General features: G+C 60.1%; 21 protein-coding genes. 4 read left to right on the top strand and 17 right to left on the bottom strand.

Going from position 1 to position 16,388, the window contains the following annotated elements:
- Nucleotides 1-31 precede the first annotated feature (31 nt).
- On the bottom strand, nt 32-1,057 hold the full coding sequence (locus tag RP6297_RS22565) for a CAP domain-containing protein (RefSeq protein ID WP_009277725.1): 1,026 nt from the start codon (nt 1,055-1,057) through the stop codon (nt 32-34).
- 120 nt (nt 1,058-1,177) lie between these two features.
- Here RP6297_RS22565 and RP6297_RS22570 point away from each other — a divergent pair, with 120 nt between their 5' ends.
- Nucleotides 1,178-1,339, top strand: coding sequence for a hypothetical protein (locus RP6297_RS22570; protein ID WP_004636259.1), 162 nt, complete (start codon nt 1,178-1,180; stop codon nt 1,337-1,339).
- 23 nt (nt 1,340-1,362) lie between these two features.
- Here RP6297_RS22570 and RP6297_RS22745 read toward each other — a convergent pair whose 3' ends face one another.
- The 13 genes from RP6297_RS22745 to RP6297_RS22630 form a co-directional block, all read right to left on the bottom strand.
- Nucleotides 1,363-1,497, bottom strand: a complete 135-nt coding sequence (locus RP6297_RS22745) for a hypothetical protein (protein ID WP_021197836.1) — start codon at nt 1,495-1,497, stop codon at nt 1,363-1,365.
- 494 nt (nt 1,498-1,991) lie between these two features.
- Nucleotides 1,992-3,230, bottom strand: coding sequence for a shufflon system plasmid conjugative transfer pilus tip adhesin PilV (gene pilV / locus RP6297_RS22575; protein ID WP_009242043.1), 1,239 nt, complete (start codon nt 3,228-3,230; stop codon nt 1,992-1,994).
- Between the two features lie 11 nt (nt 3,231-3,241).
- The gene (locus RP6297_RS22580) at nt 3,242-3,709 is read right to left on the bottom strand and encodes a hypothetical protein (RefSeq protein ID WP_223293330.1); all 468 of its coding nucleotides are present in this window, start codon (nt 3,707-3,709) and stop codon (nt 3,242-3,244) included.
- A 43-nt stretch (nt 3,710-3,752) separates the two neighbouring features.
- A complete protein-coding gene (locus tag RP6297_RS22585) occupies nt 3,753-4,253 on the bottom strand; it encodes a type 4 pilus major pilin (protein ID WP_004636266.1) in 501 nt (166 codons plus the stop codon).
- A 35-nt stretch (nt 4,254-4,288) separates the two neighbouring features.
- The gene (locus tag RP6297_RS22590) at nt 4,289-5,329 is read right to left on the bottom strand and encodes a type II secretion system F family protein (RefSeq protein WP_004636268.1); all 1,041 of its coding nucleotides are present in this window, start codon (nt 5,327-5,329) and stop codon (nt 4,289-4,291) included.
- Nucleotides 5,326-7,155: a GspE/PulE family protein gene (locus RP6297_RS22595; protein WP_009242045.1), complete on the bottom strand. Its 1,830-nt coding sequence runs from the start codon at nt 7,153-7,155 to the stop codon at nt 5,326-5,328. Before RP6297_RS22595 ends, RP6297_RS22590 begins: the two co-directional genes overlap by 4 nt.
- Nucleotides 7,155-8,414: a type 4b pilus protein PilO2 gene (gene pilO2, locus RP6297_RS22600; RefSeq protein WP_009242046.1), complete on the bottom strand. Its 1,260-nt coding sequence runs from the start codon at nt 8,412-8,414 to the stop codon at nt 7,155-7,157. Before pilO2 ends, RP6297_RS22595 begins: the two co-directional genes overlap by 1 nt.
- 2 nt (nt 8,415-8,416) lie before the next feature.
- Nucleotides 8,417-8,983 (bottom strand): type IV pilus biogenesis protein PilP, encoded by a 567-nt coding sequence (gene pilP, locus RP6297_RS22605; RefSeq protein WP_009242047.1) that lies wholly within the window; start codon nt 8,981-8,983, stop codon nt 8,417-8,419.
- A gap of 17 nt (nt 8,984-9,000) precedes the next feature.
- Nucleotides 9,001-10,686: a pilus assembly protein PilN gene (locus RP6297_RS22610; RefSeq protein WP_009242048.1), complete on the bottom strand. Its 1,686-nt coding sequence runs from the start codon at nt 10,684-10,686 to the stop codon at nt 9,001-9,003.
- Nucleotides 10,683-11,282 carry a toxin co-regulated pilus biosynthesis Q family protein gene (locus tag RP6297_RS22615; protein WP_080517557.1) on the bottom strand — a complete coding sequence of 200 codons (600 nt, stop codon included), beginning with the start codon at nt 11,280-11,282 and terminating at the stop codon, nt 10,683-10,685. Before RP6297_RS22615 ends, RP6297_RS22610 begins: the two co-directional genes overlap by 4 nt.
- Nucleotides 11,283-11,311: 29 nt before the next feature.
- Nucleotides 11,312-11,749 carry a lytic transglycosylase domain-containing protein gene (locus tag RP6297_RS22620; RefSeq protein ID WP_009242050.1) on the bottom strand — a complete coding sequence of 146 codons (438 nt, stop codon included), beginning with the start codon at nt 11,747-11,749 and terminating at the stop codon, nt 11,312-11,314.
- Complete coding sequence (locus tag RP6297_RS22625) at nt 11,746-12,585, bottom strand: hypothetical protein (protein ID WP_009242051.1); 840 nt, start codon at nt 12,583-12,585, stop codon at nt 11,746-11,748. The genes RP6297_RS22620 and RP6297_RS22625 overlap by 4 nt, the downstream gene beginning before the upstream one ends.
- Nucleotides 12,586-12,758: 173 nt before the next feature.
- On the bottom strand, nt 12,759-13,028 hold the full coding sequence (locus tag RP6297_RS22630) for a helix-turn-helix domain-containing protein (protein ID WP_009242052.1): 270 nt from the start codon (nt 13,026-13,028) through the stop codon (nt 12,759-12,761).
- Nucleotides 13,029-13,194: 166 nt separating this feature from the next.
- Here RP6297_RS22630 and RP6297_RS22635 point away from each other — a divergent pair, with 166 nt between their 5' ends.
- From RP6297_RS22635 to RP6297_RS22645, 3 genes are all read left to right on the top strand, one after another.
- Nucleotides 13,195-13,512 (top strand): hypothetical protein, encoded by a 318-nt coding sequence (locus tag RP6297_RS22635; RefSeq protein ID WP_223293331.1) that lies wholly within the window; start codon nt 13,195-13,197, stop codon nt 13,510-13,512.
- 153 nt (nt 13,513-13,665) lie between these two features.
- The gene (locus tag RP6297_RS22640) at nt 13,666-14,055 is read left to right on the top strand and encodes a hypothetical protein (protein WP_009277722.1); all 390 of its coding nucleotides are present in this window, start codon (nt 13,666-13,668) and stop codon (nt 14,053-14,055) included.
- Between the two features lie 424 nt (nt 14,056-14,479).
- Nucleotides 14,480-14,707, top strand: coding sequence for a hypothetical protein (locus tag RP6297_RS22645; RefSeq protein ID WP_009242055.1), 228 nt, complete (start codon nt 14,480-14,482; stop codon nt 14,705-14,707).
- 38 nt (nt 14,708-14,745) lie between these two features.
- On the opposite strand, the gene RP6297_RS22650 is transcribed toward RP6297_RS22645, so the two are convergent.
- Genes RP6297_RS22650 through RP6297_RS22660 form a run of 3 tightly spaced genes read right to left on the bottom strand, consistent with a single transcriptional unit; the run spans nt 14,746 to nt 15,570 of the window.
- The gene (locus RP6297_RS22650) at nt 14,746-14,985 is read right to left on the bottom strand and encodes a hypothetical protein (RefSeq protein WP_009242056.1); all 240 of its coding nucleotides are present in this window, start codon (nt 14,983-14,985) and stop codon (nt 14,746-14,748) included.
- Nucleotides 14,982-15,353, bottom strand: coding sequence for a type II toxin-antitoxin system PemK/MazF family toxin (locus tag RP6297_RS22655; protein ID WP_009242057.1), 372 nt, complete (start codon nt 15,351-15,353; stop codon nt 14,982-14,984). Before RP6297_RS22655 ends, RP6297_RS22650 begins: the two co-directional genes overlap by 4 nt.
- Nucleotides 15,340-15,570 carry a hypothetical protein gene (locus tag RP6297_RS22660; RefSeq protein ID WP_012759886.1) on the bottom strand — a complete coding sequence of 77 codons (231 nt, stop codon included), beginning with the start codon at nt 15,568-15,570 and terminating at the stop codon, nt 15,340-15,342. The genes RP6297_RS22655 and RP6297_RS22660 overlap by 14 nt, the downstream gene beginning before the upstream one ends.
- Between the last annotated feature and the right edge of the window lie 818 nt (nt 15,571-16,388).

Here is a 16,388-nt window from a genome sequence, read left to right on the forward strand (position 1 = left end):
GAAGGGTTCTTTTCAGGAAGACGTTTGCGCTTTAACCCACGACATTGCCGGTCGTGAACGTAAAGTTACGCGAGAACGCCGTGCCGTTGACGGTGCCGGTCAGAGTGACCGAATACTGCGTATTCGGCAGCAGCGGCGACGTCGGGTAGGCGACGGCCTGATATGCACCAAGAGCTTTGTTCGGGTCAGTTGTCGAATTCAGGATCTGAAGTGCAACGCTGCCTGACGGGCCAGTCATGGATGCGTTCTGCAGGATGATCGTGTCGGACGTGTTGCCCATCACGACAACCGGCGTGCCCCAGCCCGAGTTCGAGACGTTCGGCGGAGTGGGGCTCTCGCTTGTCGATTTATACGGCACACCGGTAACCCCTTGGCAGGGGAACGTAAGCGGCGTGTTGCTAAAAATCGAAGACTGGCTGACCAGCACGCTGATGCTTTCCCACGCATTCGTCCAAGCCAGACCACTGCTGGTAGATTGCGTTTCGTATTCCCCAATCCCCATCGTATTGGAAGGGTAAGCAACGATTGCAGCGTGGTACACCCCCGCCAGCAGGGAATTGACAAACATCTGCCCTGCTTGAGCAGCCGTAAAGCCGTTAGTTGTGATCGAAGCACCTCCGCTCACACCTGTGCTAAACGTGGAAGTCGGCAATCCTGCGGCCACCGCTCGATCTTGATAAGACGCACCGGTAAATCCAGTGCTTCCCGATGTTTCGCTATCCGATATGGCGCTGTTGAGGCCCATGTACTTTGCATGGCTCTGTGCTGCCTGATCCAGTACGGTGTTCTCCTGCAGCGCGGGAATGCCGCACTGGGCACGGTATTGATTGAGCAGATTGAAGGCCGTGATTTGCGCGCTGCCGCTCGTGTATTGAGGCGTTGATAGCGTGCCAGTTACGGTTTGCGACGTCGATCCTCCTGACGAACTTGAAGATCCGCTTGTCGACGAGGAAGTGCTACTGTCTCCACCGCCACCACCGCACGCTGCGAGTGCGGCAACGAGGGAGAGCGAGGCAAGCGACTTGGTGATGCAGATTGTTTGGCTGGTGTTTCGCATTCTTCTTCTCCAGTTGAGCTTTGGCGAGAGGCGACCTCTCTGGGTGTTCATGATATCATCGTAGCATGCTATCTTGCTATCAGCGAAATATATTCGCTCTCAAATTTGATCAGGACAATCATGACTGAAGACAAAAAAGGGGTATTGGTTCGCCTACCGCAGAAACTCCACCAGGACTTGCTGCGCGAAGCTTCACAGGAATCTGTGAAGCGTGGCGAGACTGTTTCGGTCCCACGCCTCATCTTGGAAATTCTTCAGGCACGGGCCAAGGCGAAGAAATGAGGTAACTGGCGGGTCTGGTTAACTTAGCCCACGCCACCACCACATGCCCACGGGTTGTTGACAAAGAAGACACGCGACAAGTATTGGGTCGCGGTATTCGGGTCCGAAGGCTGGGGGATGTACATCGGCTGATAGTAACGAGCGTAGTTCTGGTTCATATATGCCGCTCCATTGCTGAACATCTGATCCCAAGTACCAGAGAAAGACTGGCTCCAATCGGGATTGCTTGCGTCATACGTCCCGTCAGCATATGTATTGAAGGCCCCAAGGGTTCCGCAGCTGTTGGTGGTGGCCGTTGCCACAACCACGTGACCTGGCGGCGGTGACGGTGGAGCAGGCGGCGGAATTACCGCGCACACCGGCTGGCTCCATGCTTCCCCGTTCCACACAGGAGCTGATGTTTGGGTGCTGCCCGCCGGGCACGTAGGCGCGGGCGGCGGATTGTTTGTCAGACATCGCAGCAAGCCGCCATGACTTGGCGACGATCCCCAATGATCGCCCGGATGACAATCCGCGACTGTGAACGGTACGGCTGGCAATTTAACCAGCTGCGCTTGAGCCTCACCGAATAACGCGGCGCAGATCGCAGCGCAGGACAACACCGTCAAGGCCACTTGCTTCTTGCACATTTCTCTTCTCCTCACACGTTCGGTCAATACTGACAGCCCGTTGTCAGCGTACCCACGAGCTGGCCACCAAGATTTCCGGTGTCGTTCCCGCTGTACCAGGTCGACGACGAGCGGGCCGATGCCTGCGCATACCAGACCGCGCCTTGGTCGATAGCGGTGAAAAGGTTTCCTTCAATTGGCGGATTCACATAGCCGGTATCGTTCACAAGGAATGTCCCCGGCGTATACATGGCCCAAGGCGTGCCGCCGGGACAACTATCTTTGGCGAAGGTCATACCGTCAGTAACATTTGTGAACTGGCGATTGATCGCGAATCTGCCCATCGCATTGTTGATCGCCACATATTGATTGTTTTTACAGATATAACCGGCATTGGTTGCATCTGTGGCGATCTGACCGTTGTTGTTGCAGGGCATGCCATTGGTGACGTTAGCTACTGCGGTGCCAATCGGCTCCCAGACGCCGGTGCTGGCGCTGCAGATCACTAGGCCGGTTCCCGTCGCGCTGGTGCGAATAGCACCGGCGCTTGCGCATGCCGTGTTTGGGGCGCCAGTACCGGTCAGATGCGCCTGTGTGGCGTTCGCATTGCCGATGTTGTTGATGTCGTTGCCCGTCATGTCGAGCGCTGTCTGCATCTGGTTGAGTTCCGGGTGTCCAGGAACCTGTACCCGGTACAGATAGTTGTTGTTGACCTGTGCGCCGCCAAACGCCAACAGCGAAGCCAGGTGGCCGCTTCCAGGGTTCGTGTAACCGGTGAGCGACACACGCCAGCCGCCGAACGCGCCATAGGCATTGTTAGGTGTCATGGTGGCGTCGCCCAATTGCCCGGTGTAAGGCACGAAACCACCTTGCGCTCCAGCCTGCGCCGCGATCTGCACCAGCTGCTTGACGTCGGTGACCGCCCGGCCGCCCTGTGTGGTCACAAGGGATTGCAGCGTGTTCGCAGACGGCTGCAGCACCTGTAGTAGCCAGGTTTGACCGAAGGCATTGGTCGACGAAAATCCCGCAGGCAGATATGAGGGGGTTGAATTGATCAACGTGGCCGTGGTCACCGACACCGGCGTAGTAGCTGTAGCCTGAGCCACGAGCGTAGCGGCGTTGTCCTGCACGTACTGCTGCGCAGCTTTGTTGAAGACGAGCATCTGGCTCGCCACGGCCGCAGTTTGCACGTTAGTGACACCGACCTTGGCCCATGTCGTGAAGCCGGCAAGACTTAGCATCGACAGCACCAGCGCGACGATGTATCCCAATAGGGCGTCCATGAATCAATTCCTCAGGTAGTCGTTTGCACCCAATCAATCAGCGCGCCAACGGGAATCATGGTTGGCACGGCGTAGGTCACGCCGGTCATCATGTTCACAGCCGTGCCCTGCCTGCTGACCCGAAACCACGCCGCATTGCCCTGGGTGTTTTGGATCAAGAATCCCGCCGCGCCGGGTGCCACCGGCATATAGCCGTAGATGTCGCGGCCGCCGCCAGCGCGAGCAGCAGCCATGCATACCGCGCCAGCCGGCGTCGAGACGCCAGCTGGCAGTGCTGGTGAAATGCTTACGCTAATCAGGCCCGGCGTCGCGCTAGCTGTTGCCACGCAAGCCGCACCGAAGACCAGCGCCTGTTGTGCCGACACGTTGGCCGCGGCTTCCATGCGGCCCGGCACGCCCGCGCCGGGCACAGCCTGCGCGAGCTGCCAGGCCTGGACTCCGACACCCAGGAAAAAAAGCACTGTGATGATGGGCAGCATCAAGAAAGCCATGGCGCTGACTCCAGCTTGTGAAACATCATGCTCACTGGAACGTCACGGAAAACGTGGCCGTGGCGCTGCAGGCCGCACCAGCAGTGACCTGATCCGGCAGGTTCGCTTGAGTAAAAACCTGACCGTTGATGTCCAGTGATACATAGTCCTTCATGCCGGTGGCTACCTTCACGCATTGCGAGGCAGTCTCGCTGCCGCCGCCACCGAAGCCGACCACGCCTTGCGAGGCGTTATTGGTCGAAGCAAGCGTGACCGGGTTACCCCATGGATCAACGACCGTATTGCCACGCACCATGTCGGTCGGGAACATACCGCCGTTGATCATTGCCGGAACGTTGGCCGTGGTGAAATTTGCATAGCCGTTATTGCTTTGTGAGAACCCTGCACGGGCATTGGTAATCATCTGCGCGACGTCGTTGACTACCACGCCCGCCTTGTGATTTTGGAAGCCGTTGTAGCCCGCGTAGGCGAGTCCGACGAGCGCCAAGAGCGTCAGAACAATGGCGATAATGTTTCCGAGAAGACGATCCATGAATAACCTCTAAAAGTGAAATCACGCCCGAGCCATCAGATTTGCCCCATCGCGGACGTGAGAATCGATGAAAGCGAGTTGGCGCCAAGCTGCAGCACCACGAAAGCGAGAAACATGAACCCCGTGAAGACCGCCGACATCAACATGCCCCGCGCGAGCAGTTGCCGCTCGATGACTTCCGCGTACTGGCGCACGGCCACGGCGATCTTGTCGGTGAAGTCGTCAAAGCCGGCGTAGGCGCCGATCTCATCGATCAAGTCCGGGGATGGAAAGCCGTACCCGGTAGCCCGCATGGCTTCCGGTAGGCTCAGGCCATCAATCAGCCCATTGCGGATAGGTTTCAGACGCGAGGCAAGCCACGGCGAAGCGGACGCAATCTGGTTGTCCAGCGCCACCGTGTCTGGGATGCCGGCGCGCAATAGCGCGACGAACGACAGTAACCAGGTGAAGCCGGTGATTTCCCGATACACCGTGAAGGGGAACAAGCGCCTGTCGCAGAACGCGCGCGCGGGTCCAATCCAGCGCGGCAGCGCCCACCATGACCAGACGGCATAGATCAGCAGCCCGCCGAAGCAAATCGGTGCCGGCCAGCCGACGGCGAGATCCCCCATCAGGTACATCGCATAGGCCCAGTCGGTCCACTTGGAGAGCGGCAGCACGTCCAGGAACTGCGGCACGATCGAGGCACCAATCAACAACAGCACCGCGTACAAGCTAACCAGGTAGACGGAGGGTGCGAAGAAACTCGCCTGCAGCTTCTGACGTAGGCGCGTGGTGAGATCACGCACTTCCATCACCAGGCGCATGGAATCCGGCAACTGGCCGGCTTGGTCGCCGGCATCGAGCACGCTGCGCTCCAAGTCCGAAAGGTCGTCGCCCAAAGCTAGAACGAAGGGATCGCCGTCCACCACCCGTCGCGCAACCTCATCGGCGGCCTCTGCGGCACGCTTGCGCCCACGGCGCGCTAAGCGCGTGCTGAACTCCCCAAGCACCTGCGAAAGCGTCATCCCGTTATCTAGTTGCGACGAAGCCTGTTGATACAGGCGCCGGCGCAGCGTCCACGACAGGCCGCTCATGGTGTCACCTCCGACGTTTCGTCCGGCGGCAGATCGATTTCATCCCGCATCGGAATGGCATCGACTCGGCGCTGGGCATCGCGAGGGTCCAGCCGGCCCGCGAGCACAAGATCGATCGCGTGGGCAATCATCGGCTTATCGGAGCCGGCACGCCGGCGGTGGTTACGACGTGCTACCAACACGCCGTGCTCGATGCAATCCTGCATCAGCGCTTCGCTGGTCACCACCACCTCGGCCACTGCTTGCTCACCAGCGATGCCTTTGCCGTCGCAGTGCGGGCAACCCGTGCCGCGCACGCGCACGCCGGACAAGTCCCCCCAGGTATGCAAGGCTCGCAGCATGTAGGCTGGCAACTGTTCGCTGGCCTGATCGAGAGGTACACTGCAGTGCGGGCACAGCATCTGCACGATGCGCTGCGCGATCAGGCCGATAATCAGGTTGTGGTTGCAGATGATTTCCAGTGACAGCCGCACATGGTCCATGCCCATCAACCGCGTGAACGTCTCGAATGGGTCAGTCACGTGCAGCGTGGTGGGCACCTGGTGCCCGGTTGCGGCGGCCTGCAGGGTGGCCTCGCCCGCGTCCGCGTCGCGGATCTCGCCGAGCAGGACAACATCAGGGTCCATGCGCAGCGTCTTGGTCAGCATCTGCGGAAAGCTTTTGCTGTCGGTGACGAGCTGGATCGCCCAGTTCATCGGGTATTCGGTGGGGTCCTCGATGGTGATCAGGCGGTCATGCGGGAGCAGGCGCGCCCGTTCCCGCGTGTATTCATAGAGCGTGGTAGTTTTACCCGAGCCCGTAGGGCCGGTCACGATGACAGCACCCATCGGGCGATGCATCAGCCGTGAGACGAGTTCCACCTGCAGCGGCGTGTAACCCATCTCTCCCAAGCGGAAAGCGCCCGGTGGCGCTTTGGGCGTGCACAAATCCAAGCGCTTCGCAACTTCTGGGGAGCCCTCGGATTGCGCCGCAAGATCACGATATTGCAGACGTGCAACCAAGAAGCCGCCACCGGACTCCACCGGAAATGATGGCCCTCGAATAATCCGAACAGAGGTGAGCCCCGTGCCGGGCAACGCTTCACCTGTGATCTGTGCATTCTGGAAGTTCAGCGCCTTGTAGCTGTCCTCCTTGATGGTGGCCAAGCCCGAATACATAGAGCGCGTCAGGCGTTCACCTTCCTCGCGGCGCATCGACATCGAGGCGACTGTCCACAGATCGCCCTTGATGCGGATCTGGACCTCGGTGTGGTCCTCGCGCACCAGGATGTGAATGTCAGAGGCGCCGACTGCGGCAGCATCGGCGATCAGTTGACGCGCCTTGGCCAGGGTCTGTAGATCGGTATCGTCCAGCCGCCCGGCATTGGCCAACTCCCGGCGCAGCGCCGCCAGGTCCTGAGCGGAGGCTTTTCTGACCTGGGGCGTGGCACCCAGGCGCCGTAGCGCGGCTTCCCATGCCAGAAAGCGCGGGGTGCCATAGTGACGTGCATCCACGTGCACGACAAAACCCTGCGCGGCCAGCACACGTTGCACCTGTTCGGACGATAGGCCGAACGTCGGCGCCAGGTATTCGACATACCCACCCTGCCCCGCAGCCCGCTGGCGCAGTGCCTGGGCCTGGCCTGTAGAGAGCAGGTTCAGATCAACTGCGATCTGTTCAAAACGCGGGCCGAACACTCGCGGATAGACGACGTGGGGTGCCAGCGCTTCGGGCGGTTCGGGCACCAAATTGGCCTTGTCCGTGGCTGCCACGGCACCGCCACGGCCAGCCTCGCCGGGATCGAGCCGCGCCGGTTTGCGAACAAAACGGTTCAGGAAGGCAAACATCAAATTCCTCCGTGTACAGGCGCCGCGCCTCGCGCGGTGTAAAGCGTGCCGTTGGCGGTCCATTGTTGAGCTCGCGCGTCGTAGCCCAGGTCGACTACGCGCAGGCCCGGCACTACATCGAAAGCCGCGGCCAAATCCAACCAGGGCGGTGCGGCCAGCGTGAAATTCGCCGTCACCTGAATCCAAGGATCGGGGGGTGGCGCATCCTTGTCCGCCTGCGCTGGCGAAGGCGGTGGATCGGTCAAGCGCAAAGTCAAGCCATGTTCCTGCGCGAGCATCCAGATGTTCTTGCGTGCGGCAGTAAGGGGGAGCACGTCGACATTTGCCGGCGGCCCAAAAGGCGAGGAGGCCTCACGAGAATGATTGGCCGACTGCCCGTCAGCCGAGAGTGCGCCAGGCGCATCCGCCGCAAGGCCGCCTTCTCGGTTCCACGATGTCTCGATGGCAATGCGGCCAGCTTCGGGGGCGTTACCAGGACGGGGCTTGCAATGCCAACTGGCGAGCGTCCAGCCACGCATGGCCAACTCCTGCTCGTGCCAGGCCGCCCGGCAGGCCTCGAAGAACATCGCCGGCGTGGGCTCGCGAAGCCAAGGTTGGATGCGTTGCTGGGCAGCAGCAGCAGCTTTACGCGCGGCCGCTGCCTTCTGGCGGGCCTGAGCCGCCAAGCGTTCGGCCTCTTGCTGTTGGTCATACAAGTACCAGCCGCCAAAGACAGTTCCCACCACAAGCGCAGTTGCCGTTACGGCAAGCGCGGCAGTCCGCCAGGAGCCAGACTGCACGTCGTGTAAAGCCGGCACGCTCGTGGCCTGGCGTGCAAGGTTGGCCAAGTCGTCTAGATTGCCCTCGATCTCTGTCCAGCCTGGTAGCGATTGGTGATAAGCGCGAATCGCAGCCAGTTCGCTGAGCGTGCCAACCTGATCGCCGCCGGCGATGACAGCTTGCCCCTGGCGTACTGCGATGTACCAGTAATGCTCGCCGCCCAGGTGATACAGGCCTGCCCAGGGTTGCGGATGCGCAGTGGCGACAATGGCCGCTAGAGGTCTGGCCCGTGACGGTTTGACGCCTGCGATTGGTTCACACAGCGCACTTTGAAAGGTGCCATGCGCATTCTTGAACGCTACGCCCCATCGCACGTTGGGCCCGAGCTGACGTGCCAGCTTGCGCAAGCTTTGTGCCTTTGGCAGGTTTTCCTCGTGTTGCCACGACAAACCAACTGCAAAAGCACCCTTCGCACCGGAAAAGGTAAGTGCGTGCGCCATGGTTAGGGCCTCAGAATACGCACACGCTTGCCGTTGACGATCTTGATGCCCGCGTCATCAACGCCAGCGACCTTCCAGCCGCCGTCAAGCGTGTCGCCAGCGCGTACAGGAATCGCCTGGCCGTTTACCTCCACCATCGCGGTGTACTTGCCGTCGTAGGCGTGCAGCGAAATCGCGCGCGGCCCTGCAGCAAGCGCGGATGCGGCCGGTGCAGCTGCGGGGACGGCCCCCTGTGCTGCTGCCATGGTGGCTGCCGGCAGCGGCGCGGCCAATCCCACGGCCGGCTCCGATTTACGGACCTCGGCCTGGTACTTGGCGATTTCGGCACGTGCTTTCCACAGCGGAATCTGCTTCTGCAGGTTGACCAACTCATCGGACTCGGAGCTGCGTGCACCTTGACCGAGCTGCGCGCCTGCGGCGGCGGCCGGGCGGACAGCTGACGACGTGCCTTGCTGTGCGCCGGCACTGGCCAGAGAAGCTTGCGGTGCTGAAGCGTTCTGCGCGCGAGCGGAAATCGCAATACCGGCCAGCAGCGCACTCGCCAAGACATTCATGAGGGTTCTGTTCATGTCGGAATCTCCCTTGGTTAGAGCAGGCGCGCAGTGATGACGACAGCGATCATCGTGTCCTTCTTCTGCGCATCGACGCCACCGCCCAGCAGCGGCATGTACGGCGAGCCGATACCGTTGTTGGTTGTGCTCGTGGATTGCTCGCGCATGCCAGTGAGTACCAGCGTTTCGCCAGGCCTGAGCCCCACCGACTGCTCGAAGCGCGCCAGAGGCATCGTTCGCAGTTGGACGGTCGACTGACTCGCACTGCTGCCCGAAGTAAAGGTTTGCAGCGGTTGAAGCTCCGAGATGGTCATATCGAAGACCATCATGATTCGGCCATTGATGACCTTGGGCCGGAAATTGCCGGTGAAGCCGGAGATGTTGGTAGAGGTTTGAATAGCCGTCGTAGAGCCGACGTTGCTGGCTAGCGTTGTTTGCGTGCCTTGCACGAAGTCCTGCAGCGTCGCGTCCTGCAGCGCAAGAACCTTGCCGTTTTGTGTGACGCCACCGCGTTGCAGAACCCGCGAGACATTGCCCAAGGTGGACAGCGCTTGGAGCGCGGCCTTGGTGCCGTCCAACTTGCCGCCGACGATGGTGGCGCCAAAGGTCATTGGCGATGCCGTGCTCGTTACGCTTGGAACACCAGCTCCAGTGAATGTCGCGCCGGTATGGCCGTTGCCGGACTTGTAAGCAAGCGACAGATTCAAACCGTAGTTGTCTTCCTGCGACAACCGGACTTCATAGATCTTCACGTCAATGCCGATCTGTTTGCCGAACATGGCGTCCAGACCTTTGACCCATTCTTCAAGGCGATCACATTGCGGCGGCGTGGCTGTGACCGTTACCGAACCGAGATGCTTGTCGGCCACCACTGTTGCATCTGCTCCTGCGATTGTCTTGGCGATCTTCTCCAGATTCAGCCACGGATCAGATACCACAGCGAGCGTCGCTGTCTGGCCGCCGTTGCCGGAACCGCTCGATGAACCGGTGCCCGTCGATGCCGTGCTCGTGCCGGACGATCCCGAGCCAGCCGCCCCAGTTGAGTTAGCCGAAATCGAGCCATTCATTGAGGCGACTTCGCCCAGGTCTGGCAACGGGAAGGTGCGCGTTTCAGTCTTGAAAAATGCAACGGTGCCGTCGCGGTAGCGATCCCACACGCCCCAGTGTGCGTCAATCGTTTCAAGGAAACCGCGCAGGTTGCCGGTATAGCTCAACACCAGTGGCGCGACCGCCGCGCTCGCCGTCGTGCCAGCAGAGATTGCGGCGCCGGTCGGTGAGAGTGGCGCCGCACCAGTGCCGTAGCTCGATGGCAGGGGGCCGTTCAAATCCGACATGCGTTGGGGCGCGTTCCCGGAGCTGGACCGGGCCATCTGGAGCGGGATAGTGGCGGCCGAAGCTTCGACGGTGGCACGTACGCCAACGTTCTGGGCGATCCAATCCGCCGCTTCAGTGAGACTAGCGAGCGACCCCTTGAACACCACCTGCTTGCTGAAAATCTCCGGCTGCGGTTTGCTTGCGCGGATCTTCTCGCCCATCAGCCAAGATCCATCGTGAATCCGGACTACCGGGCGGCTACGAGGTGCCCCGTCAAGCTTGGCCTGTGCGTCCGAAACGATTGCCGCTTGGTTCTCACGTACCTGCGTAATGCCGCAACCCTGCAGAGCAGTTACGGCGATCAGTGCTACCACCAGGGGCTTGATTTGAGGATTCCAGTTTTTCATTCGCCTACTCCTGCTTGGTGTACCACCATCACCTGGTTGCCTTTCCAAATGTCCGCTTGCACGTCGGCACCGTTGGCAGCAAGCTGCTCGATCGTCTGTTGCGCGGCGCGCGCAAAGTCGTTACCGAGAGGCTGATCGTTGGGAACGATCCAGCCGTCCGGCACATTCCATTCCACAGTCCAGCCCGCGCGTGCCGCCCACGCCTCTAGTTGCGCCTGCATGGATTTGCCCCTGACCAGTACGAAGGCATCAGCCGCCGGCGCGGGTGGCGAAACAGGTGCCACGGATGAGCGGGAGATTTCGGATGGACGCTTACCGTTCGGCATTTCAGTCGCGACTCCCGATCGCACTTGAACTGATTTACTCGGTGAGGCCGGCGTCGATCCGAGCAGTTGCCAGCCTTCTTCAGGAGACGGCTCCATAGCGCCCTTGGCATCGGCGATTCGTTGCCAAGTACCATCAGGCATTTCTTGCCAGTCCGTAGCTGCTTTGGCCTGGGCCGGCGCTGTTCGCGCCTGGGCGTCAACGGTCACGCCAAGGCCAGTCAGCAAGTAGAAGATGAGCATTGCTCGGTGGAATGGATGGAATGTGCGCATGGTTTTGAACTCGTTAGATCAGAGAGAAATCAAGGCAATGCCGCGCGCTGCAGCGATTGCCACCGCGTGTAGATCTGATTGGCATATCTGAGCTGCTTGGCGGGTGTCGTCGCGTTGTAGGCGCCAACCGCGCGCCATGTCGCGCCAAACCGGTCGATGTTGGCGTGCAAGATCCAAGCGCCCACATACGCGTTAATGCAAGCGTCGAGCAGCTGCTGCCGCGTGATGCCATAGCGGGCCAACCGTGGCAGATGCGCGGAATTGATTTGCATAAGGCCCAGGTCCTGCGAGCCATCACGATTTCGATTGATGGCCAGAGGATTCATGTGCGATTCATGCAGCGCGATGCTGCGCAGGAGCGCGCCATCGACGCGGTGGTACGCCGCTGCGTCGTCCAGGCAATCTGCGTGGGCAGTTGGAGACGACAGAGACAGAACCAGTAGCAGAATCGGGCCGAGGCGTTTCATGGGCGCACCGTGCTAGGCCGCTCATAGAAGCGCACCCGCGCAATGCGATCGACATGCACGACCTCGCCATCAGCGATAACAGCGAGCTGCCTTGCGATGCCATTGAGCCTGTAGTACCGGCCTTTGAGCGTGCCGCTGATCGAATGTCCATCGCCAAGCACCGAAACGCCGCCTTTGGGCTCGTCGAAGGCGAGATAGGTAGCATCGCCCTCATCGAATACCTGTTCGAGCCCAGTCAAGTTGCTGGCAGGAAATTGGTATTCAGTGCTCTGCACACGAGCGACATCGACGGCTTGACTGAAACCGTTCAGCGTGAACCGAGCTACTGGCGGAAGGCTCAGGATGTTGCCGCGCCAAGTAGCTGGAAGCAGGCGACCTTGCACATCTGTGAGGCGTAGATCCGCTGGCGGTGCACCCTCGAAGCGGATTTCGGTGGCGCCGCCTTTATTGTCCCGAATGGCGATGGCACCGAAGACTGCAGCCAGCATGGACCCCGTTCCTTTGCTGGAAGCCGCCGGCTGCTCGCCTACCTCGGAATTCGGAGTGGATCGGGTTGGGGCGCGATCAGGCGCTGAGAAGGAAATTGCCGTCGCCGCCAAAATGGTCGGCGCACGTTCTGGTGTCTTGGCCTTGCTCAGTTCACACAAGTTGGCTGAGCCAGGCCCCGCAGACACATAGGAGATGATGGCGCCTGGTTGCCCGTCACTATCAAGCGGGCAAAGGACGTTGGTGCGGGCGGCAGCGGGCGTCGTATGAAACAACGCCGTAGTAGAGAAGCATGCTATAAAGCACGCGCGCAACACTGCGCCCGCATTTGCTAGAATGCGGGAAGCCATGAGATCGTTCCTCTGTTGGGAAACTGGGGTAGGCTTTTGGCTAGGCCCGCCTTGGTGGTGCAAACACCTTGGCGGGCCGCTTTTTGCGCGGCTTGCTACGGACTTCTATTCACCGCGGACCTCCTAATGAGTGCAGAAGGCCACGATGCCGATCTGGTGAGTCGTGACATTCTTCATTTCTTCCCTTCCCGATCGCCGTCTCGACTCGACTGCGCCTCGGGGTCAGTCTTCAAAACACTCCCCACCTTGCGGGGCGGGTGATCAGCCAGAACCAATTCATCCCATGCCACCTTTCGCGGGTAGCGGGCGCGGAAGAACTTGAGCCACGCTCTTGGGATGTAGTTGCCTGTCTGCCATTGGTAGATGCGGCCCTCTGTCAAGCCGGTTAACTTCACCAGCTTCGGGACCCCCCCAAGGGCGGCAATCAGTTCTCGTGCGTTCATACGCCCCGATCTTAGAACACTAAGGAAATAAACTCAATAAGCAAAGGGTGTAATCGCTTAGTTTTCTAAGATGCTTAGCGAACGAATCGAAACCATCCTCAGAGAGACAGGGACCAAGATCGGAGCTCTCGGGGAAGTGGCTGGCGTCTCTAGCGGGACGGCGAGCATGTGGTTAACCGGTCAGATCAAATCTATAAAGCTTCAGTACGCGATAAAAATTCAACGAAAGTACGGCTACAACGCTACCTGGATCGTTCTTGGGGAGGGGCCTAAGACATTGATCCCTCAGTCGAACAACCTGTCGCCCAGCATCCAAGCGCTTGCGCTTCGAGTGGGCGCACTCAGCTCGCAACGTCGAGCCCGCATCGAAAGCATCATCTCTGCGTGTCTTGTCGATGCCGAGCAGTTGGACAAGCTCGAAGCCATCGAACAAGGCTCGAACCCTGTCTTAGCTGCAGAGGGTGCCCGTCGTTTGTCCGAATAGGTGCACTTCTCTGACTGGTCGGTAAGTTCCGCCAGATTTTTTACTCCCCCACGCGCGAGTCGGGTGGCTTCGCGCGTTCGCAAGACATTACCATAATTTCCTATGGACGCGAAGCCGCATTTATTATGGTGGGTAGCACGCTAGCTTCATGAGATGCCTCTCTATGAACGAATGCAACTCATACGCAGCGAGACCGCTGTTTCAGTCGCTGCCATTGCCAATGCTGCCGGCGTTTCTAAAGCGCTGGTAGAGCATTGGCTGAGCGGCCATGTCCAAAAAATTAGACTGGAGCATGCCATTGGCATCCAAGATAGATACGGGTACAACGCTATCTGGATTGTGCTTGGCCGAGGCCCTAGGGAGCTCTCCACGTCGTCCATTTCGGACCTGCGCGAGGAGGTCCAAAGTTTCGCCCGCCGGGCCGCAAAGCTAAGCCCAGCAAGCTTTGCCAAGCTCAAAGGGCATCTGGCAGACTACGAAAAAGTGGATGCGTACGATGCGGCAGCGATCGCCGCTACCAAGGACTTGATAAACGCCGCCTAGTGCGGGTGAAGTAACCCCATACTGCCTAAACTGGAAAGTTTACAACAATTGGTTCTCGCCACCGCGACCCCCCATTAGGAGGGTTTTCTTTCATACGGACTCAATTGCAAAAAAGAGTCAACGAATATTTTCCGTTGTCGAAGAACAACAAATACATTGATATTAAAAAATATCAATTCTGATTTTCATGGTGTTTAATTCTGCGCATGTCGGATACTCCCTGATTTGCGCAAATGAATATGGCGCACTTAATCGGAGCGCTACAGCTTAATCTAGCCTAGCTGACATCGACTCCAGCCTGCTGGCCTACGTCGCTGTGGGAACGTGTCGGCTGCTGCCGCCACTCGCCCACCTGCTGGCGGGCGCCCGGAAGGCGATAACTCAATTAAGTTGAGTAAATACACACCAGAAAAGGAGCTGCCAATTGGAACAGCAAAAAGAGCCCAGCCTTGTCCCCGTCCTGGCCGTGATTGGCGCCCTACTCGTCGCAGCGTTGCTCGCAGCCCTCTACTACCGCAGCATAGAAGCGCAGAAGGCTCGTGACCGGGAAATCGCCGCCAGCCTTGCCAGGCAAAAGCAGGCTGAAGAGATCAACCGCCAGGAACAGGCCGTCATCAAGAAAGCCCCGCCACTGAAGCTGCTGCGCGACTGACGCAACCCCAGCTCAACTGAGCTGAGGGTTCGAGTGCCTCAGTCGATCAAGCGCAGTTGGCCGCGACGCTCTAGCTGCTCGCGGTCGTCCTGGTCGCTGCAGGGCTTTGCCCGCAGACGGGAGGTGCCGCAAAACGTGCAGGTCCAGGTATCGGCCGCCTGGCCGGCATCGAATGGAGTGAGCTGAACGGTAGCGCGAACGTGATCGCGCAGGACACCGCAGGTGGTGCAGCCGATCCAACGTGTGGCGCCTTGCACAGTGCCGCGGCTGACCGTCATAGATTCATCAGAAGCCGCAGCGCATCTTCCACGCGGCGCAGCTGATTCGTGTTCAGCGTCGTGATGGGCTTGTCGCCCATCAGGCGGTCGTTCGAGATCGCGCGGATCTGGTCGATCAGCAGATCGGTCGCCTCGTCGACGGCCTGGCCCGGCAGGCGGCCCAGCGCGACGCGCAGCGGGAAGCAGTCCTCGCGCTCAACGTCCGAGGTGCCCGGGATGACGATGGTGGTCGCGTGGCCAGCATCGTTGAGCAGGTTGGTCTGAATGACAAGAGCCGGGCGGTTGCGCTTGCCCGGCTCCTGCTTGTGGGTCTGCGGCTCGAAATCGACGGCCCAGACCTGGCCGCGTTTGACTTTAGGCGAGGCCATCGGCGATCGAGCCCTCGATGGCTTGGTTTTCCGCCAGATGCTTGGCCGACAGCTTGCGCGACAGCGCAGCGATGCGCTCGGCCATCATGCGCTCGTTCTTCTCGCGCACGGCTTCGCGGATGTAGTCGGAACTCTTCAGGCCGGCCTGCTCGGCCAGCGCGCGCGTCTCGGTGACAAAAGCGTCGCCGGCGCGGAAAGACAGGGTGTGGGCTTGCATGTTTCCCTCCATGGGCATGTCCTGACCGAATATTAGCAGAAAACGTAATACGAAGATGTAAGACAAAAACGCATACGCTTGGTTCGCCCCTTGCCGATAAATGCTATTATCGGCATGGCGTTTTAGCCGCAAAAGCGGGGTTTTGCAGAAAATAGGTCGTAATTTTTGTGTCGCTTAGATCACACGATAAGTGTGCACCGGAGGCACCGCATGAAGATGAACGGCCGTTACGGCCCCCTTCACCCCCAAGCCGGAACAGGCGCCGCACTACCGCAAGCGGCAGCGACGACAGGAAGCGGCCGGTCGCTTTCTACGACGAGATCCACTACGCGCTGCGCTACAGCGGTTGCTGTTTGCCCGAGTGCGAGGCCCAGCTGGAGCAACGCGAGCGCGCGAGCGAAGAAGATTCAGGCACGCCAATTGAGTAGGTGAGTTGATGAAAAACTCAAATCAAGCCATCGATGTAACCCGTGCCCAGTACGCCGCCATACGCGCCTGGCTGCAGGGCGTGGCGGCGGTCGACGTGGCCGACCGTTGGCTGTCGGCCGATCCCGACATCGAGTGGACGGAAAGCCTGGCCCTGCGTGCGCTACGCGCGATTCGCGCCACGCTCGCGCAGCTGGCGCTGCGTCATGAACAGGAAGCGCTGGCCAGCCTGTTGGCCACCGGGCCGCGCTCAACCACGGCGTTGAACCAGGTGCTCGCAGGCCTGCGGCGCCTGGAAGAATTGGGTACGCCGGCACCGGCGACCAAGCACGACGTGCGTTTGTGGTTTGCTGCACCACTGGCACGCCGGCTGCAGGCCGCCGGCGTGGCCA

Source organism: Ralstonia pickettii (assembly GCF_016466415.2).
Classification (GTDB): domain Bacteria; phylum Pseudomonadota; class Gammaproteobacteria; order Burkholderiales; family Burkholderiaceae; genus Ralstonia; species Ralstonia pickettii.

What these genes read in the sequence shown, in the direction of transcription:
- RP6297_RS22565 (WP_009277725.1), bottom strand. Translation starts at nt 1,057, where the DNA reads ATGCGAAACACCAGCCAAACAATCTGCATCACCAAGTCGCTTGCCTCG.
- RP6297_RS22570 (WP_004636259.1), top strand. Translation starts at nt 1,178, where the DNA reads ATGACTGAAGACAAAAAAGGGGTATTGGTTCGCCTACCGCAGAAACTC.
- RP6297_RS22745 (WP_021197836.1), bottom strand. Translation starts at nt 1,497, where the DNA reads ATGAACCAGAACTACGCTCGTTACTATCAGCCGATGTACATCCCCCAG.
- pilV (WP_009242043.1), bottom strand. Translation starts at nt 3,230, where the DNA reads ATGGACGCCCTATTGGGATACATCGTCGCGCTGGTGCTGTCGATGCTA.
- RP6297_RS22580 (WP_223293330.1), bottom strand. Translation starts at nt 3,709, where the DNA reads ATGCTGCCCATCATCACAGTGCTTTTTTTCCTGGGTGTCGGAGTCCAG.
- RP6297_RS22585 (WP_004636266.1), bottom strand. Translation starts at nt 4,253, where the DNA reads ATGGATCGTCTTCTCGGAAACATTATCGCCATTGTTCTGACGCTCTTG.
- RP6297_RS22590 (WP_004636268.1), bottom strand. Translation starts at nt 5,329, where the DNA reads ATGAGCGGCCTGTCGTGGACGCTGCGCCGGCGCCTGTATCAACAGGCT.
- RP6297_RS22595 (WP_009242045.1), bottom strand. Translation starts at nt 7,155, where the DNA reads ATGTTTGCCTTCCTGAACCGTTTTGTTCGCAAACCGGCGCGGCTCGAT.
- pilO2 (WP_009242046.1), bottom strand. Translation starts at nt 8,414, where the DNA reads ATGGCGCACGCACTTACCTTTTCCGGTGCGAAGGGTGCTTTTGCAGTT.
- pilP (WP_009242047.1), bottom strand. Translation starts at nt 8,983, where the DNA reads ATGAACAGAACCCTCATGAATGTCTTGGCGAGTGCGCTGCTGGCCGGT.
- RP6297_RS22610 (WP_009242048.1), bottom strand. Translation starts at nt 10,686, where the DNA reads ATGAAAAACTGGAATCCTCAAATCAAGCCCCTGGTGGTAGCACTGATC.
- RP6297_RS22615 (WP_080517557.1), bottom strand. Translation starts at nt 11,282, where the DNA reads ATGCGCACATTCCATCCATTCCACCGAGCAATGCTCATCTTCTACTTG.
- RP6297_RS22620 (WP_009242050.1), bottom strand. Translation starts at nt 11,749, where the DNA reads ATGAAACGCCTCGGCCCGATTCTGCTACTGGTTCTGTCTCTGTCGTCT.
- RP6297_RS22625 (WP_009242051.1), bottom strand. Translation starts at nt 12,585, where the DNA reads ATGGCTTCCCGCATTCTAGCAAATGCGGGCGCAGTGTTGCGCGCGTGC.
- RP6297_RS22630 (WP_009242052.1), bottom strand. Translation starts at nt 13,028, where the DNA reads ATGAACGCACGAGAACTGATTGCCGCCCTTGGGGGGGTCCCGAAGCTG.
- RP6297_RS22635 (WP_223293331.1), top strand. Translation starts at nt 13,195, where the DNA reads ATGTGGTTAACCGGTCAGATCAAATCTATAAAGCTTCAGTACGCGATA.
- RP6297_RS22640 (WP_009277722.1), top strand. Translation starts at nt 13,666, where the DNA reads ATGCCTCTCTATGAACGAATGCAACTCATACGCAGCGAGACCGCTGTT.
- RP6297_RS22650 (WP_009242056.1), bottom strand. Translation starts at nt 14,985, where the DNA reads ATGACGGTCAGCCGCGGCACTGTGCAAGGCGCCACACGTTGGATCGGC.
- RP6297_RS22655 (WP_009242057.1), bottom strand. Translation starts at nt 15,353, where the DNA reads ATGGCCTCGCCTAAAGTCAAACGCGGCCAGGTCTGGGCCGTCGATTTC.
- RP6297_RS22660 (WP_012759886.1), bottom strand. Translation starts at nt 15,570, where the DNA reads ATGCAAGCCCACACCCTGTCTTTCCGCGCCGGCGACGCTTTTGTCACC.